Below are 15,051 nucleotides of genomic sequence, written 5' to 3'. Positions count from 1 at the left end.
GTGGCTCAATCAGGACTAGATCTATTTCCATATACTCGTATGCGACGCATGCGCCGCGACAACTTTTCACGCCGTCTTATGAGTGAAAACACATTGACTGTCGCCGATCTAATTTATCCTGTTTTTGTTTTAGAGGGCGCAAACTGTCGTGAACCCATCCCTTCGATGCCGGGTATCGAAAGGCTGTCAGTTGACTTGCTCGTAGAAGAAGCAAAGCAGCTTGCTGCGTTAGGGGTTCCTGCTATCGCCATCTTCCCTGTCACACCAGCAGAGCAAAAGTCCTTAATGGCTGAAGAAGCCTACAACCCTGATGGGCTTGCACAACGCACTGTCAGAGCACTTAAAGCAGCCTGTCCTGAGTTAGGTGTGATCACTGATGTTGCACTAGATCCATTCACTGTGCATGGTCAGGACGGCATCATAGACGAAACAGGCTACGTGATGAATGACATCACTACAGAGATTCTTATCAAACAAGCGCTATCACATGCAGATGCAGGTGCAGACGTTATTGCGCCTTCAGATATGATGGATGGCCGTATTGGAGCCATTCGCGATGCGTTAGAGGAAGCCGGTCATATTCATACACGTATTATGGCCTACTCTGCAAAGTACGCTTCTAGCTATTACGGCCCATTTAGAGATGCGGTTGGCTCTGCAGGCAATTTAAAAGGCGCTGATAAAAAAACCTATCAAATGGACCCAGCAAATTCAGATGAAGCAATACGAGAAGTCGCTTTAGACTTACAAGAAGGCGCTGATATGGTCATGGTCAAACCAGGTATGCCCTACTTGGATGTGGTCAAACGTGTAAAAGATGAGTTTGGCGTACCAACTTTTGCTTATCAGGTCAGTGGTGAATATGCTATGCATAAAGCAGCTATTGATAATGGTTGGCTCGCTGAAAAACCAGTCGTTATGGAGTCTCTTTTAGCATTTAAACGCGCGGGTGCAGACGGAATTTTAACTTACTTTGCCAAACAGGTCGCAATCTGGCTCAACGAAAAATAGTCAATAAAAAAAGCGCCTGAGGCGCTTTTTTTATTAAGCTTTAACTTCTGATTCTATTGCGCCAATGAGCGGGCAATTAAATTCTTTTGCCGCTTTTTGTACATCTTCTAAATTCGCCAACCAATATGGAAATGCAATCTGCTTATTCGCGTTGATTTCGACAGAAACGACATATGCTCCCAGCAGCTTCGTTACTTTTAGCACCGAAATTTCATCGCTATGTAAATAATTTACCTGTGGTGACCAGCTGCGATAACTAAATCCAGCTTTATCAATGTGTACGTATTTCTTCCCTAGAATTGAGGAAATTAAAGAGATCATTGTCACAACTGCGCCTGAACCGCCGGCTACTTTCGCAATAATGTCAAACCCAGAGTGCAATAACACAATGTAAAGCAAAACTGATGCAATCAGCTGCAATGAATAAACGTACCAATTAACTTGTAAGTTGATTGTCTTCATGAGTACCTCCAAATTTTACTCAATTCACCTACTAAAGGACTAAGAATGGAGCATGATAAATTCGCTTTGTTCCTAAATCAAGATCTCCCTCTGGTTTTTTCAACAATCGTTTATTTCTGTGCAAGCTTAATTCTCTCAATTTGGATTACATTAGATAATTTGACTTGTTAGAAACATAGATATATTAATAAATTACGTAAAAAAGATGTGCTTTATGGACAAAAAACAACCCAAAAGAGTGAGAATTTGTTTGATACAATTGTTTACATTTTACAAATAAAAAAATTCATAAAATAGCGTTCTGGTAGGGTGAAAGTTGTATTTATCCTCTTATGACACAGATTATGAATACACATAAAAAAACCGCCCTAAGGCGGTTTTTTCAAAAAGAAAGTAATGAGCTAATTACTTAGCAGCTTTCTTTTCTTTCTCAGCAGCGATTACCGCGTCAGCAACGTTTTGCGGACATGGTGCATAGTGAGAGAATTCCATTGAGAACTGACCACGACCAGACGTGATAGTACGTAGGTGACCAATGTATCCGAACATTTCAGATAAAGGTACTTCACCCTTGATACGAACGCCCATTGCGCCAGCTTCTTGGTCTTTGATCATACCACGACGACGGTTAAGGTCACCGATTACGTCACCTACGTTGTCATCTGGCGTGAACACGTCAACTTTCATGATTGGCTCAAGAAGTTGTGCACCCGCTTTAGGGATAGACTGACGGAAAGCGCCTTTAGCAGCGATTTCGAAAGCGATTGCTGATGAGTCAACTGCGTGGAAACCACCGTCGAATAGCTCAACTTCAACGTCTAGTACAGGGAAGCCAGCTAGAACACCTTCTTCCATCATTGACTTGAAGCCTTTCTCAACTGCAGGCCAGAATTCTTTAGGTACGTTACCACCAACAACTGAAGATGAGAACGTGAAACCAGAACCAACTTCACCTGGCTTGATACGGTAGTCGATCTTACCGAACTGACCAGAACCACCAGACTGCTTCTTGTGCGTGTAGCTGTCTTCAACTTCTTGCGTGATAGTTTCACGGTAAGCAACCTGAGGCTGACCAACAACTAGCTCAACGCCGTAAGTACGCTTAAGGATGTCTACCTTGATGTCTAGGTGAAGCTCACCCATACCTTTAAGGATAGTTTCACCTGAATCTTCGTCAGTCTCAACCTGGAATGACGGATCTTCTGCAACCATCTTACCGATAGCGATACCCATCTTCTCGTTACCACCTTTATCTTTAGGTGCAACAGCGATAGAGATTACCGGATCAGGGAAGATCATCGCTTCTAGAGTACATTCGTGCTTAGGATCACATAGCGTGTGACCAGTTTGAACGTTCTTCATACCTACAACTGCGATGATGTCACCAGCTTGTGCTTCAGTAAGTTCGTTACGCTCGTCTGCTTGCATCTCAACCATACGGCCGATACGCTCAGTTTTACCAGTTGCAGAGTTAAGGATCGTGTCACCTTTCTTCATGCGACCTGCGTAGATACGGATGAACGTAAGTGCACCGAAACGGTCGTCCATGATTTTGAACGCAAGCGCTTTAAGTGGCTCTTCTGCGTCAACTGTCGCAACGTCACCAGTAGGCTCACCAGTTTCAGGATCAGTTAGAGGCTGAGGGTCAACTTCAGTTGGAGACGGTAGGTAATCAACAACTGCGTCTAGTACTAGCTGCATACCTTTGTTTTTGAATGCAGAACCACAGAAAGTTGGGAAGAAAGCAAGGTCACGTGTACCTTTACGGATACAAGCTTTGATTTGCTCTAGTGAAGGAGTTTCACCTTCCATGTATGCTTCCATTAGGTCGTCGTCTTGCTCAACAGCAGACTCAACTAGCATCTCATGGTACTCTTCAACTTTCTCAACCATGTCAGCTGGAACGTCAGTGATTTCGTAGTTTTCTGGAAGGCCAGTCTCGTCCCAGATGTATGCTTTTTTCGTTAGTACGTCAACAACACCTGTGAACTGATCTTCGATACCGATAGGAAGAGTCATAACTAGTGGGTTTGCGCCAAGTACTTTCTCTACTTGACCTACTACGCGGTAGAAGTCAGCACCCATACGGTCTAGTTTGTTTACGAAGATACAACGTGCAACTTCTGATTCGTTAGCATAACGCCAGTTAGTTTCTGACTGAGGCTCAACACCACCAGAACCACAGAATACACCGATACCGCCGTCAAGAACTTTAAGTGAACGGTATACTTCAACTGTGAAGTCAACGTGTCCAGGAGTATCGATAACGTTTAAACGGTGGCCTTTCCACTCACAAGTAACAGCTGCTGACTGGATAGTAATACCACGCTCTGCTTCCTGTTCCATGAAGTCAGTAGTTGACTCACCATCGTGTACTTCACCAGTTTTGTGAATCTTACCAGTAAGCTTAAGAATACGCTCAGTGGTCGTAGTTTTACCCGCATCAACGTGCGCGAAAATACCAATGTTTCTGTATTTCGATAAATCTGCCATTGTTTTACTCTATTTAAAGTAGAAAAATTATTCGGCGGGAGTATATCACCTCTTTAGGCGAACATCATCCTTGAAGTCGATTAAAATGCAGCCAATTTGCAATTAAAACGCATTCGCTGTGATATTGCATTGTTGAACTGCATTAAATAAGCCATTTTTAGCCTTAATCACCATCAATGATATCGCCAACACTGCCTAATACAGAGCCTTCGCCCTGCCTGCTACCGCCCTGTTTTGGTGCATGTTCAAGGACACGATCAGCTAATCTAGAGAATGGCAAGCTTTGGATCCACACCGTACCATGGCCTTTTAACGTCGCTAAAAAGAGCCCTTCACCGCCAAAAAACATACTTTTCAGGCCTTTCACTCGCTCAATATCAAATTCAATGCCTTCGCTGAACCCAACCACACAGCCGGTATCGACGCGCAGTGTTTCACCATTCAGTTGCTTTTCAACCACAGTGCCACCTGCATGGGCAAATGCCATTCCATCGCCCTGTAGATGCTCTAATATGAACCCTTCTCCACCAAAAAATCCCGCGCCGAGTTTGCGCTGAAAGGCAATATCCACTTTGGTGCCCAGTGCAGCACATAAAAATGAATCTTTCTGTAAATAAACAGATTGGCCTAATGTCGCCATATCCAACGCTAAAATAGAACCCGGAAAAGGTGCTGCAAATGCCACGCGCTTTTTACCCATGCCTTCATTGGTGAAGTGCGTCATAAACAACGACTCGCCACTAATTAAACGCTTGCCTGCGCTGAATAATTTGCCCATAAAGCCTTGTTCTACATCAGAACCGTCACCCATTTTTGCTTCAAAACTAATGCCGTCCTGCATATAGTTCATCGCGCCCGCTTCTGCGATAACCGTTTCATTGGGATCCAGTTCAATTTCAACCATCTGCATAGATTCGCCAATGATTTCGTAGTCAATTTCATGACAATGCATATTTTATTCTCCTTTTATGTGCCCAAACTGCCGTGCCTTCACAGCCCTATTTGTCTGTCAAAGTTAGTACAACGCAATGAATTTTGCATGACAACTGCGCATCCATTGATAACATCGATTAAAACCAAATAAATAACCCCAAGATCAAAGCAACTCCTAATAAAGGAACACATACCGTCAATACTGCCAATGGCCAATATGCATCATGATGTTTCTCGCCACAAATAGCCCGCACCGTTGTCACGACATAACCATTGTGTGGCAAGGTGTCCAATGCACCCGAACTAATAGCAACAACACGATGCAGCTGGTTTTCATCGACACCCAAATCTAAGTAATGAGGCGCAACCAAAGGCAATGCAATCGCTTGCCCACCAGAAGCAGACCCCGTTAATGCGGCAATGACACTCACCGCAATTGCAGCGCCAAGCAGCTCATTACCAGGGATAGAGGTCATTAAAGCCACAGCCTCTTGAAACGCTGGCGTGCCTTTTGCGACGGCACCAAAGCCGACGACCGCAGCTGTATTGCCAATAGCCACCAATGCCCCTGTTGTGCCGAGATTAATGGCCTGAGATAAACTTTTAAAGTACTTAAAATTAATGATAAAAATAGATATGACGCCACCGAGCAAGGCAACAATTAACGCACTTTGCTGAAGCTGTTCATGTAATAGGAATGACAAACTCAGCACCACGAGTAACGGCAACAGGCCTGTAATTGGGTGGGGTAAATGCCGTTTATCCTCGATAGGGTCGCCCACTCTCGCTTCAAATGACTCGCCATTATCGATGGCCTTTTTAATCATTTTAACAAGGAAAAAGTAGCCCAAAACAGCCATAAATACGGCGACAATCAAGCTTTCTTGCCACGCCGCATAAGGAGAGGTACCCAAGTATTTTATCGGGATCCAGTTTTGTATTTCAGGGGAGCCCGCCGAGGTCATGGTAAATGTCACAGAACCAAAAGCCAGTACCGCAGGGATAAAACGCCGAGGCAGATTTGCATCCTTAAATAAACTCAGCGCCATTGGATAAACGGAAAATGCCACAATAAAGACACTCACCCCACCATAAGTCAGTAAAGCGCAGGCCAATACAATGGCAAATACAGCATGTTTCATCCCTATTTTGTCGGTAATGTATCGCGCTATGGCATCGGCAGCGCCCGTATCTTCCATAAATTTACCAAACAATGACCCCAACAAAAACATAAAGAACCAAGCTTGGATAAAGCCACTGAATCCGGACATATAAATTGAAACAAAGTTACTGTCATTGATGCCATTAAATATCGCAATATCGCTGCTAAGTGCGACCAATAATGCACATAATGGCGCAGCAATAAATAGATTCATACCCCGTAAAGTCAGCCAAATCAATGCTGCCAATGCACCGATCAACCCCAATGTACTGACCATTTAACCACCTCTTTTGTTATTTTTATGTAACTGTTATACGCCGAAAAGATCAGGAAATAAAGTGCCTTAGCGCACTCAAAAATAGGGGCTAAGCAATGCCTCAGTTTACCTATGGAGTAAACACCATTAAATTAAATGAGAATTATTTGCAAATAAGTATTGACACTGAATCAAATGTTATTGATAATCAATCTCAACAAAGTAAGTGACGGTTTATTTTGTTGAAGTACTCTAATTTTGTTTCTCGACCCTGAAACACGTTGAGCGAACGTTACACGCTAGGTAATAACGTGTTGTTTTACGCCCCTAAAACAACTTGTAAAAGCCGACTATTTTACTTGCTACATTGCTCATATCAGTGACGGTAGATATGAACACAAAAGCCCGCTCGACCCGCGGGCTTTTCTATTTCTACTGCCCGCCAGTTGCTCACTTATCAAGTTGAAGATTGTCAAAAAGTCTAAACACATTCACACTTACAAATTACGCCCGCATGCAAATGAGAATTATTTTCAAAAAAGTATTGACATAGATCAAAACACAATTGATAATCAATCTCAACAAGTCGAGTAGACGGCTCAACTTGTTAAGTACGCTAAATTGTTTCAAGACCCTGAAACACGTGATGCACACGTAAAAATGCAAGGTTGCATGTGCTTTATCTTAACGCCCCTTAAATAAAGCACACTCAACCCACTTACTATTTTACTTGCTACATTGCTCATATCGGTGACGGTAGATATGATCAAAAAAGGCCCGCAATTGCGGGCTTTTTTATTGCTTTAATCCCACCCTAGCTATTCAAATTTTGAACCGTATTCCGAAAAAATGTCACCTGTGTAACCTGAGCCTATAAGCTCGAAATATTGGTGACATAAATGCGTGTAAATTCTCTTAACACTCTCCACTAAAACTAAATGAGAATTATTTTCAAATAAGTGTTGACACCAATCTAAATCTAACTGATAATCAATCTCAACAAAGACGGATTAACTCACTTTGTTGACGTACTCAGATTTTGTTTCTCGACCCAGAAACACGTGTGGCGCACGCAAACAGCTTCTGGTTGTCAGTGATGAACATTAACGCCCCTTAACGCGATTCACTAACAACCAACTTACTATTTTACTTGCTACATTGCTCATATCGGTGACGGTAGATATGAACCTAAAAGGCCCTTACAGGGCCTTTTTTATTGCCTCCAAAACATTGCGCCTCAGACATTAATTGTAATCTCGTGTAATAGTCTGCTCCTATCCCTACTGATAAAATTTTGTACCTGTTTACTCTAAGCTCACCGTGCAATGACAAAAACACGTTACCGCTACAACTTCATCTTAACGGTACTTCTTTTAACCGGCTTCATTTTTACCAGTTGGTTTAGCTTAATCATTGCTAAGCAATCTTTATTTCGCGGCATTGAAAATGACGCACTGCCACTAACTAGCCACTTAATTCATACTGATCTGCAAAAGCAGCTCCAAGCGCCTATCATTATTTCTTCTCAGATGGCCAATAATACGTTTTTACATCATTGGCTGACTGCTCCACAAAAAGACACAACATTCTTATTTGAATATCTAAGACAGACACGCAGAGATTTTGATGCGGTAACCAGTTTTCTCGCTACCAGTCATGATAAAACCTATTATCGCTATGATGGCAGTACCACCACGCTGAGCCATCAGGACACTTGGTACCAAGACACCATGGACAACGACGCGCTTTATACGCTCAATGTGGACTTGGACCCAAGAGATGATCATCAAGCGACCATCTTTGTAAATCATAAAATAATCGTAAACAATCAAGTGCAAGGAGTCACCGGCGTAGGCATTAAACTGGCTCATTTGAAACGCCTTATTGATAAGTACCAACATACTTACGACCGTAAAGTCTACTTTATTGATCATAAAGGTCGCTTGTTGTTTTATAACGATTCTACGTTTGCGGACTACTCATTGAGTGACAAATTTGGTCATCACGGCACGAGATTACTTGACAACCAAACCTATAAATTACGCTTAGAACAAGACGATAAAACACTATTTATCAACTCTCGCTATTTAGACCACTTTGGTTGGTACCTCATTGTTGAGCAATCGCTTGCTCAAGATAACTCGATATCAGAAAGCCTGTACATTAATTTGCTAATGGGTGTTGTGATCACTGGCGTCATCTTATTTAGCGCTCAGCTCACCTTTAACCACTATCAAAAGCGACTCGAAAAGATGGCGACATTTGATAAACTAACGAATACCTACAATCGACAAGCATTTGAGCCAAGGTTGCAATCTGAGCTACAAAAAGCACGCAACCAATTCAAGCCACTGGTTATGATGATGCTAGATATAGACCACTTTAAACAAGTCAATGACAAACACGGCCATCTAGTCGGTGATAAAGTACTCAAGCATGTTGCACATATTTGCAAATCAGTCGTCAAAAATCACGGTTCAGTATGTCGCTGGGGTGGTGAAGAGTTTGTGATTTTGCTTCCCAAAACAGAGCTCAATCAAGGTCATGAACTGGCAGAGCAGATCCACCAAGCGCTCAATGCCAGTAAGTGTGAAGTCAAAGTCACAGCCAGTATTGGTATTGCACAATATCATATTGATGAATCTGAGGATGGATTGTTGAAGCGCACAGACGCTGCTTTGTACAGCGCCAAAAGCACTGGGCGCAATCGCTCAGTGCTTGCAAAAGCCGCTTAATGAATTAGCGACGATTCTTTCGTGCGCGAGCACGGCGTTGACGTTTTTCTTCTTCGCGGGCAGCCTTTTTCGCTTCTGCGGCAGCACGGATCTCGGCAACCATCTGCTCTTCTTCTTCACGCATTTGCGGTGTTTCCATCGTCACATGACCAAGCACCGCATCGCGTAACTCGTTGATGAGGATCTCTGACATTTTATGGGTATCAACCTGATTACCACCGCGAATACAGCCTCGTTTGCGCCCAGCCATTTCAATAAATGTCCAATCACAATCTGGCAACTCATCAATTTTATAACGACTTTTCAGTAGCTCAGGGTAAGCCTTCAACAAATATTCAGCGGTATAACTCGCCACTTCTTCATAGTTAATGGCTGTATCCCGGATAGCCCCCGTCGCGGCTAGACGGTAGCCCGAGTTTTCATTTTCCACTTTTGGCCACAACATACCCGGTGTGTCATACAGCATGATCCCGTCTTCTAAACGAATGCGTTGCTGCGCCTTGGTCACCGCTGGCTCATTGCCTGTCTTAGCGACAATGCGGCCAGCCAGTATATTGATAAGTGTTGATTTGCCAACATTTGGAATGCCCATGATCATGGCTTTTAACTGCTTATCTTGCCCTACTTTGTGCGGCGCTAACTTTTTACACAGCGCATTAATGCGATGTACTTCAGCCGCTTTATCATGACCAAATGATAAGGTTTTTACCCCATCCTCTTGCTCAAAATACGCCATCCAAGCTTTGGTCATCTCGGGATCTGCTAAGTCCGCTTTGTTTAAGATTTTGATGACCGGCTTGTCACCGCGTAATTGCGCGACCATTGGGTTTTCACTGCTATACGGAATACGCGCATCAAGTACTTCAATAATGACATCCATCTGCGGCATGATCTCTTTGATCTCATTGCGCGCCTTATTCATATGTCCAGGAAACCATTGGATGGCCATAAAAATCTCTCCAAAACTAAAATCTGTGACTATTTTAACGTAAAACGCACCAGATAGATAAATCTTGATATACTGGGCCTTTAAAAACTCTCAGCATAATAACATGGCCCTAAAATCTACAATTCTAAAAGCACATCTCAATATCAGTGATATGGATAGGCATGTCTATACCGATAAGTCACTCACTTTGGCGCAGCACCCATCAGAGAATGAACAGCGATTGATGGTACGTCTACTTGCTTATATCTTGCAATACACTGAAGAGCTGAGCTTTACTAAAGGGCTATGTGTGGATGATGAGCCCGCTGCGTGGCAAAAAAACCTGACCGATGACATTGAGCTGTGGGTTGATGTTGGTTTACCGGATGAAAAGCGCCTGAAAAAAGCCGCAGTGCGTTCACAACAAGTGGTTTTGTACACGTATGGTGAAAACACCCAAGAGATTTGGTGGAAAAAGAATCAATCTGCTGCCAATCAATATGATAATTTAAGCGTTTACAGCCTACCTTATTCGGCCACTTCACAAATGGTGGAGCTATTTGCACGTTCAATGGATTTGACAGCGACCATCCAAGATGGCGAAATATGGCTCAGTGACTCACAGCACAGTGTGCAAATTGTGCCAACCCAGCTTAAATAAGGAAGCGTATGAATATAAAGCGGATTGTCGTCCTTCACGGACTATATATGTCAGGGTTTGTGATGCAGCCGCTTTGTACTCGGTTAGAAAAAACCGGCTGTGAAATCCTCAATTTAAGCTACAACACCTTGGCCCCCGACAGACAATCTATCTTCAAACAAATAGATGCATTTATCGCGGATAAACCAACTGCATTTGTGTGTCATTCTATGGGGGGGTTGGTCGCCAGAGATTATCTCACCCACGCCTCAGCACAGAGCCAGTATGTTGAAAAAGTCATTACTCTTGGTACACCACACAAAGGCAGTGCCATCGCAAAACATATGCATGAGAAAGGGTTTGATCGCTTATTAAAAAATAGTGTGGAATATTTACTGAGCGAGACCAATACATGGCCTTTTAATGCACGTTTATATAGCATTGCAGGCGACTTACCGATTGGGTTGATGCCATTATTGCAAAAAGGCAGCCGCTCAGACGGCACAGTGTTGCTCGATGAGACAAAACTAAAGGGCATGGCCGAGCATAAAGTGTTTCACCGCAGCCATACCACCTTAATTTATTCGCGTAGCGTGATGGACTACATCATTGACGTGATCAGTCGCGATAAGTAGATTATTTATCTGCCTTTTGCGCGACTTTATATGCGACCAAAGCAATGATCCCGGTTATTAAAGGCACTGGTGCCGCCAGATACCCAAAACTGTCCGAATTTGCATAGCTAGCTCCCGCTAAATGTCCCACTAGCCCGACCACAAAAGCCACCAGCGCAATGACAACAACGGTAATTTCACCTTTATGCTGTGATTCTGTTTTACCTTTCATAGAGCTCTCCTTAAAAATGAGCGCCCTAGAAATGGCCTAAAAAAATAAAACAGGGCGCTTTGCCTTTTTATTATGGCCTTGTTGGCGGTATAAAAATTGACCTAAATCAAGCTGAAAAACCGCTTTATACATACACCTATTCACATTTGCGATGGATCAACAAAGCGCTGACTTTTTAGTCAAAGTGGCAAGCTTTAAGCAAGTACTAACAACTTTTTCGATGGCTATAATCGCTTTTAGTCGTTGGCCTTTCCCGCCTCCATCCGCCACACTGTACAACATACAAAGTCACACAGTGACAAGCATTTAAACACGCCGCATCTACTGCGGAAAAACATCATAAGGTAGCGAACAATGACAAATAGCATAGGGTTAGACAAACAGAAAAGTGAGCAACTGGTTGCAGCATTAAACGTACTTTTAAGTAGCTACCAGATCCAATATATGAATGCGCGCAGCTTCCACTGGAACATCAAAGGTAGAGAGTTTTTTGAACTACACGTTAAATTTGAAGAAATCTACAATCAGCTATTGCTCAAAGTGGACGAGTTAGCAGAGCGTATCTTAACCATTGAAGGCATTCCTCTACACGCCTTTAGTGATTACCTAAACGCCAGTGAAATTGCCGAAGCGAAAGATATTCAAAATGGTCCTGAGGCAGTCGCTACACTGCTTGCTGGCTTCACTCAGCTGATCAAGTCGCAACGTACCATATTGGCACAAGCTGCCGATGCCGAGGACGAAGGCACTGCGTCTTTAATGGGGGATTACATCACCGAGCAAGAAAAGTTAGTCTGGATGCTCAAGGCTTATTTAGGTTAAACCAACCAAGGAGCTGCTCCTCGGTAGCTCGGATGTTGGCTGAGATACGCTGCCACATCAAGGTACAACTGTACCTTGATGTCACTGCCTGTCCATAACTCACAAATGAATTTACGGGTTAAGGCATCAATACCAATGTAATCAATTTCACGGTAACCACGCTGCTCCATGTCTTTACAATATGCTTTGAGTGCTGCAATGCTATCTGCAGTGGTCATTTCAAATTCACTGAGATTAACCACTGCACAGCGCAATTGGCCAGGCTGATAGTCTTGCCAACGCTTACGCGCTTCTTGCACCAATGCAGTGACGCCCTCACTATTAAATGCACCCACTAAGTTTACAAAAACGGTTGGTGGCGCGATGTCTATTTGCCACTGTCCGCGCACTGAAAACATACCGCTCTCCTAAAATCAAATGAGCGATGTAAATCGCCCAGTCAGTTAGTCAGCCTGTTGTGGTAACACAGAGATAAAAAAGGCCATCTCCAGCGCTTTTTCATGTAAGCTCTTAAATCTGCCTGACGCACCACCGTGTCCAGAATCCATGTCGGTTTTAAACATTAGCACATTGTCGTCAGTTTTAAGTGCTCTGAGCTTAGCAACCCACTTCATCGGCTCCCAATATTGTACTTGTGAGTCATGTAAACCTGTGGTCACCAATGTATTAGGATAGCCCTTAGCCGCTAAATTGTCATAAGGCGAATAGGACAAAATGCTCTCATAATCAGCCAAATGATTTGGATTACCCCACTCATCATACTCATTGGTTGTTAAAGGAATAGATTCATCCAACATCGTGGTCAGCACATCTAAAAATGGCACATGACACCCAATGCCTAAATACAGCTCAGGCGCTTGGTTCATCACAGCCCCCATTAAGAGACCACCCGCACTACCACCGGATGCAAAGATTTTATCCGCCGCGCCGTATTGTTGATCGACTAATGCACGGGTCACATCTACAAAGTCGTTGAAACTATTCTCTTTATGGGCTTTCTTACCGTTTTCGTACCAGTGACGGCCCAGCATCTCCGAACCCCGAATATGCGCGATAACATAAACAAACCCTCTGTCCAACAAGCTCAAGGTCGAGCTGGAAAAAGTGGGATCAACCGTATAACCATAAGCCCCATAGCCATATTGCAATAACGGATTGGTCCCATCTTTATTGAATAATGACTTTCGATAAACAACAGAGACAGGGACTTTCTCGCCATCACGAGCAGTGATGTGTAAGCGCTCAGAAGCATAGTCTTGAGGCTGGAAATCCCCCAGTACTTTAACTTGCTTTTTCAATGTTTTTTGGCCGGTAGCCAAATCACATTCGTAGACACTACTTGGTGTTGTCAAACTTGAATAGGTAATGCGTACAGAGGTTGATTCTGGCTCTGGGTTATAGCCAACCCCTGCAAAATAACATGCATCATCAAAGCCTAGCTGGTAACTTTCACCTGCATAATCATGAATGACAAAACGAATTTGTCCCATTTCACGCTCTGTGATCACAAAGTGCGAGTCAAACAACTCAAGTCCTTCTAGCAAAACATGTTCACGGTGCGCGATGATCTCTTCCCACTGGCTAGGGTCATTAACAACATCTAATCCAGCTCGCACCATGCGAAAGTTTTTAGCATCACTATTAGTTAATAAATAATAATACTCGCCAAACTTATCAAGACCATATTCATGCCCTTCTTGACGCGCTAATAAACGCTTAAAATCGCCCATAGGCTGATCCGCATCTAAACAAAGTACATCACTTGTCTCAGTCGCAGATAAATAAATGTAGATCTGGCTTTCATCTCGGCTTTTACCAAGACCCATATAATATTGGCGATCCTGCTCTTCATATACCAAGACATCGTCACTTTGCGATGTACCAAGCACATGTCGGTATACTTGGAATCCTAGCAAGGTTTGCAAATCTTTTTTAACATAAAAGACGGTGCGATTATCGTTCGCCCAAACCACTTCACCTTCGGTTTCAACCAAACAATCCTCGAGCATTTGGCCGGTATTCAAATCTTTAAACTTGATCGTGTAAATACGACGACCATCTGTATCCTCACTGTATGCAAGGAGGTTATCATCTGGACTGACGGCTAAATCCGCTAGCTCATAAAACTCAAATGCTTTGGCTAACTCATTCACGTCCAACAACAGCTGTTTATCATCCATTGCTTCATTCAATGCACGATAATGACGACCATATTCTTCATCACCGCTGACCTCATTGGTATACCAATAGCGACCATCTTTAACTGGTACTGAAGAGTCATCTTTGACAATACGCCCTTTCATTTCTTCAAATAACGTTTCCTGCAGCGCTTTATGTGGTTGCATAAGTGCTTCACAGTAATCATTTTCTGCTTTTAAATGGGCTAATACTTCGTCATTTTGACGCTTATCATCACGCATCCAGTAATAGTTATCTGTCCTTTGATGCCCATGTATTTCCATCACATGAGGTACTTTTTTTGCCACTGGCGGTGTAAGCGCTTTGGTCATATAGTTGTTCCTGATTTGTTATTGTTCATCCAGTCTAACATAGCTCTAGGTGAGGTACAGCTTTGTGCCATTACTTGCGCAGGTAGATAACCATGGCATCGCACACACACGTTATTTCGATGAATTTTTAAGATTGATACAGAATAAGACGAACTTGCAAAGTGTTACTTTATAACTTTAAGAGTCAAAACGGAATAGGCGCTAAGCTTGCGCAACAAAAACAAAAAAGCCCAGCACAGGGCTGGGCATTTAA

General features: G+C 43.2%; 13 protein-coding genes. 5 read left to right on the top strand and 8 right to left on the bottom strand.

Annotated features, from left to right (window positions below; genetic code table 11):
• Complete coding sequence (gene hemB / locus S4054249_RS00470) at positions 1–1,011, top strand: porphobilinogen synthase (RefSeq protein WP_046354273.1); 1,011 nt, start codon at positions 1–3, stop codon at positions 1,009–1,011.
• A gap of 33 nt (positions 1,012–1,044) precedes the next feature.
• Here the strand turns inward: hemB and S4054249_RS00465 are convergent, their stop codons facing one another.
• The 4 genes from S4054249_RS00465 to S4054249_RS00450 all read right to left on the bottom strand — a co-directional run bounded on the left by S4054249_RS00465 (position 1,045) and on the right by S4054249_RS00450 (position 6,338).
• On the bottom strand, positions 1,045–1,473 hold the full coding sequence (locus S4054249_RS00465) for a hypothetical protein (protein ID WP_046354274.1): 429 nt from the start codon (positions 1,471–1,473) through the stop codon (positions 1,045–1,047).
• Positions 1,474–1,878: 405 nt separating this feature from the next.
• Entirely contained in the window at positions 1,879–3,966 is a 2,088-nt protein-coding gene (gene fusA / locus S4054249_RS00460; protein ID WP_046354275.1) for an elongation factor G, read from the bottom strand.
• 163 nt (positions 3,967–4,129) lie between these two features.
• Positions 4,130–4,918 carry a TIGR00266 family protein gene (locus tag S4054249_RS00455; RefSeq protein WP_046354276.1) on the bottom strand — a complete coding sequence of 263 codons (789 nt, stop codon included), beginning with the start codon at positions 4,916–4,918 and terminating at the stop codon, positions 4,130–4,132.
• Between the two features lie 118 nt (positions 4,919–5,036).
• Positions 5,037–6,338, bottom strand: coding sequence for a GntP family permease (locus tag S4054249_RS00450; RefSeq protein ID WP_046354277.1), 1,302 nt, complete (start codon positions 6,336–6,338; stop codon positions 5,037–5,039).
• Between the two features lie 1,304 nt (positions 6,339–7,642).
• Here S4054249_RS00450 and S4054249_RS00445 point away from each other — a divergent pair.
• The gene (locus tag S4054249_RS00445) at positions 7,643–9,052 is read left to right on the top strand and encodes a sensor domain-containing diguanylate cyclase (protein WP_046354278.1); all 1,410 of its coding nucleotides are present in this window, start codon (positions 7,643–7,645) and stop codon (positions 9,050–9,052) included.
• 4 nt (positions 9,053–9,056) lie between these two features.
• Here S4054249_RS00445 and ylqF read toward each other — a convergent pair whose 3' ends face one another.
• Positions 9,057–10,001, bottom strand: a complete 945-nt coding sequence (ylqF, locus tag S4054249_RS00440; protein ID WP_046354279.1) for a ribosome biogenesis GTPase YlqF — start codon at positions 9,999–10,001, stop codon at positions 9,057–9,059.
• Between the two features lie 103 nt (positions 10,002–10,104).
• Between ylqF and S4054249_RS00435 the strand changes: the two genes are divergently transcribed.
• Positions 10,105–10,641, top strand: coding sequence for a YaeQ family protein (locus tag S4054249_RS00435; protein WP_046354315.1), 537 nt, complete (start codon positions 10,105–10,107; stop codon positions 10,639–10,641).
• Positions 10,642–10,649: 8 nt separating this feature from the next.
• On the top strand, positions 10,650–11,255 hold the full coding sequence (locus S4054249_RS00430) for a lipase family alpha/beta hydrolase (protein WP_046354280.1): 606 nt from the start codon (positions 10,650–10,652) through the stop codon (positions 11,253–11,255).
• A gap of 1 nt (position 11,256) precedes the next feature.
• On the opposite strand, the gene S4054249_RS00425 is transcribed toward S4054249_RS00430, so the two are convergent.
• Positions 11,257–11,466, bottom strand: a complete 210-nt coding sequence (locus S4054249_RS00425; RefSeq protein ID WP_039611328.1) for a hypothetical protein — start codon at positions 11,464–11,466, stop codon at positions 11,257–11,259.
• 354 nt (positions 11,467–11,820) lie between these two features.
• Here S4054249_RS00425 and S4054249_RS00420 point away from each other — a divergent pair, with 354 nt between their 5' ends.
• Positions 11,821–12,288 (top strand): Dps family protein, encoded by a 468-nt coding sequence (locus S4054249_RS00420; protein WP_046354281.1) that lies wholly within the window; start codon positions 11,821–11,823, stop codon positions 12,286–12,288.
• On the opposite strand, the gene S4054249_RS00415 is transcribed toward S4054249_RS00420, so the two are convergent.
• Together S4054249_RS00415 and S4054249_RS00410 are read right to left on the bottom strand one after the other, a co-directional pair.
• Entirely contained in the window at positions 12,285–12,686 is a 402-nt protein-coding gene (locus tag S4054249_RS00415; protein ID WP_046354282.1) for a hypothetical protein, read from the bottom strand. The genes S4054249_RS00420 and S4054249_RS00415 overlap by 4 nt on opposite strands.
• A 45-nt stretch (positions 12,687–12,731) precedes the next feature.
• Complete coding sequence (locus S4054249_RS00410) at positions 12,732–14,798, bottom strand: S9 family peptidase (protein WP_046354283.1); 2,067 nt, start codon at positions 14,796–14,798, stop codon at positions 12,732–12,734.
• Positions 14,799–15,051 lie beyond the last annotated feature (253 nt).

This window comes from Pseudoalteromonas luteoviolacea (assembly GCF_001750165.1).
Classification (GTDB): Bacteria; Pseudomonadota; Gammaproteobacteria; order Enterobacterales; family Alteromonadaceae; genus Pseudoalteromonas; species Pseudoalteromonas luteoviolacea_G.
The sequence above is the reverse complement of the archived record's forward strand: the minus strand, read 5'-3'. Positions and strand labels throughout refer to the sequence as shown.

Bases quoted from the DNA above. Each gene is read 5' to 3' on its own strand.
- S4054249_RS00465 (WP_046354274.1), bottom strand. From the start codon at position 1,473: ATGAAGACAATCAACTTACAAGTTAATTGGTACGTTTATTCATTGCAG.
- fusA (WP_046354275.1), bottom strand. From the start codon at position 3,966: ATGGCAGATTTATCGAAATACAGAAACATTGGTATTTTCGCGCACGTT.
- S4054249_RS00455 (WP_046354276.1), bottom strand. From the start codon at position 4,918: ATGCATTGTCATGAAATTGACTACGAAATCATTGGCGAATCTATGCAG.
- S4054249_RS00450 (WP_046354277.1), bottom strand. From the start codon at position 6,338: ATGGTCAGTACATTGGGGTTGATCGGTGCATTGGCAGCATTGATTTGG.
- S4054249_RS00445 (WP_046354278.1), top strand. From the start codon at position 7,643: ATGACAAAAACACGTTACCGCTACAACTTCATCTTAACGGTACTTCTT.
- ylqF (WP_046354279.1), bottom strand. From the start codon at position 10,001: ATGGCCATCCAATGGTTTCCTGGACATATGAATAAGGCGCGCAATGAG.
- S4054249_RS00435 (WP_046354315.1), top strand. From the start codon at position 10,105: ATGGCCCTAAAATCTACAATTCTAAAAGCACATCTCAATATCAGTGAT.
- S4054249_RS00430 (WP_046354280.1), top strand. From the start codon at position 10,650: ATGAATATAAAGCGGATTGTCGTCCTTCACGGACTATATATGTCAGGG.
- S4054249_RS00425 (WP_039611328.1), bottom strand. From the start codon at position 11,466: ATGAAAGGTAAAACAGAATCACAGCATAAAGGTGAAATTACCGTTGTT.
- S4054249_RS00420 (WP_046354281.1), top strand. From the start codon at position 11,821: ATGACAAATAGCATAGGGTTAGACAAACAGAAAAGTGAGCAACTGGTT.
- S4054249_RS00415 (WP_046354282.1), bottom strand. From the start codon at position 12,686: ATGTTTTCAGTGCGCGGACAGTGGCAAATAGACATCGCGCCACCAACC.
- S4054249_RS00410 (WP_046354283.1), bottom strand. From the start codon at position 14,798: ATGACCAAAGCGCTTACACCGCCAGTGGCAAAAAAAGTACCTCATGTG.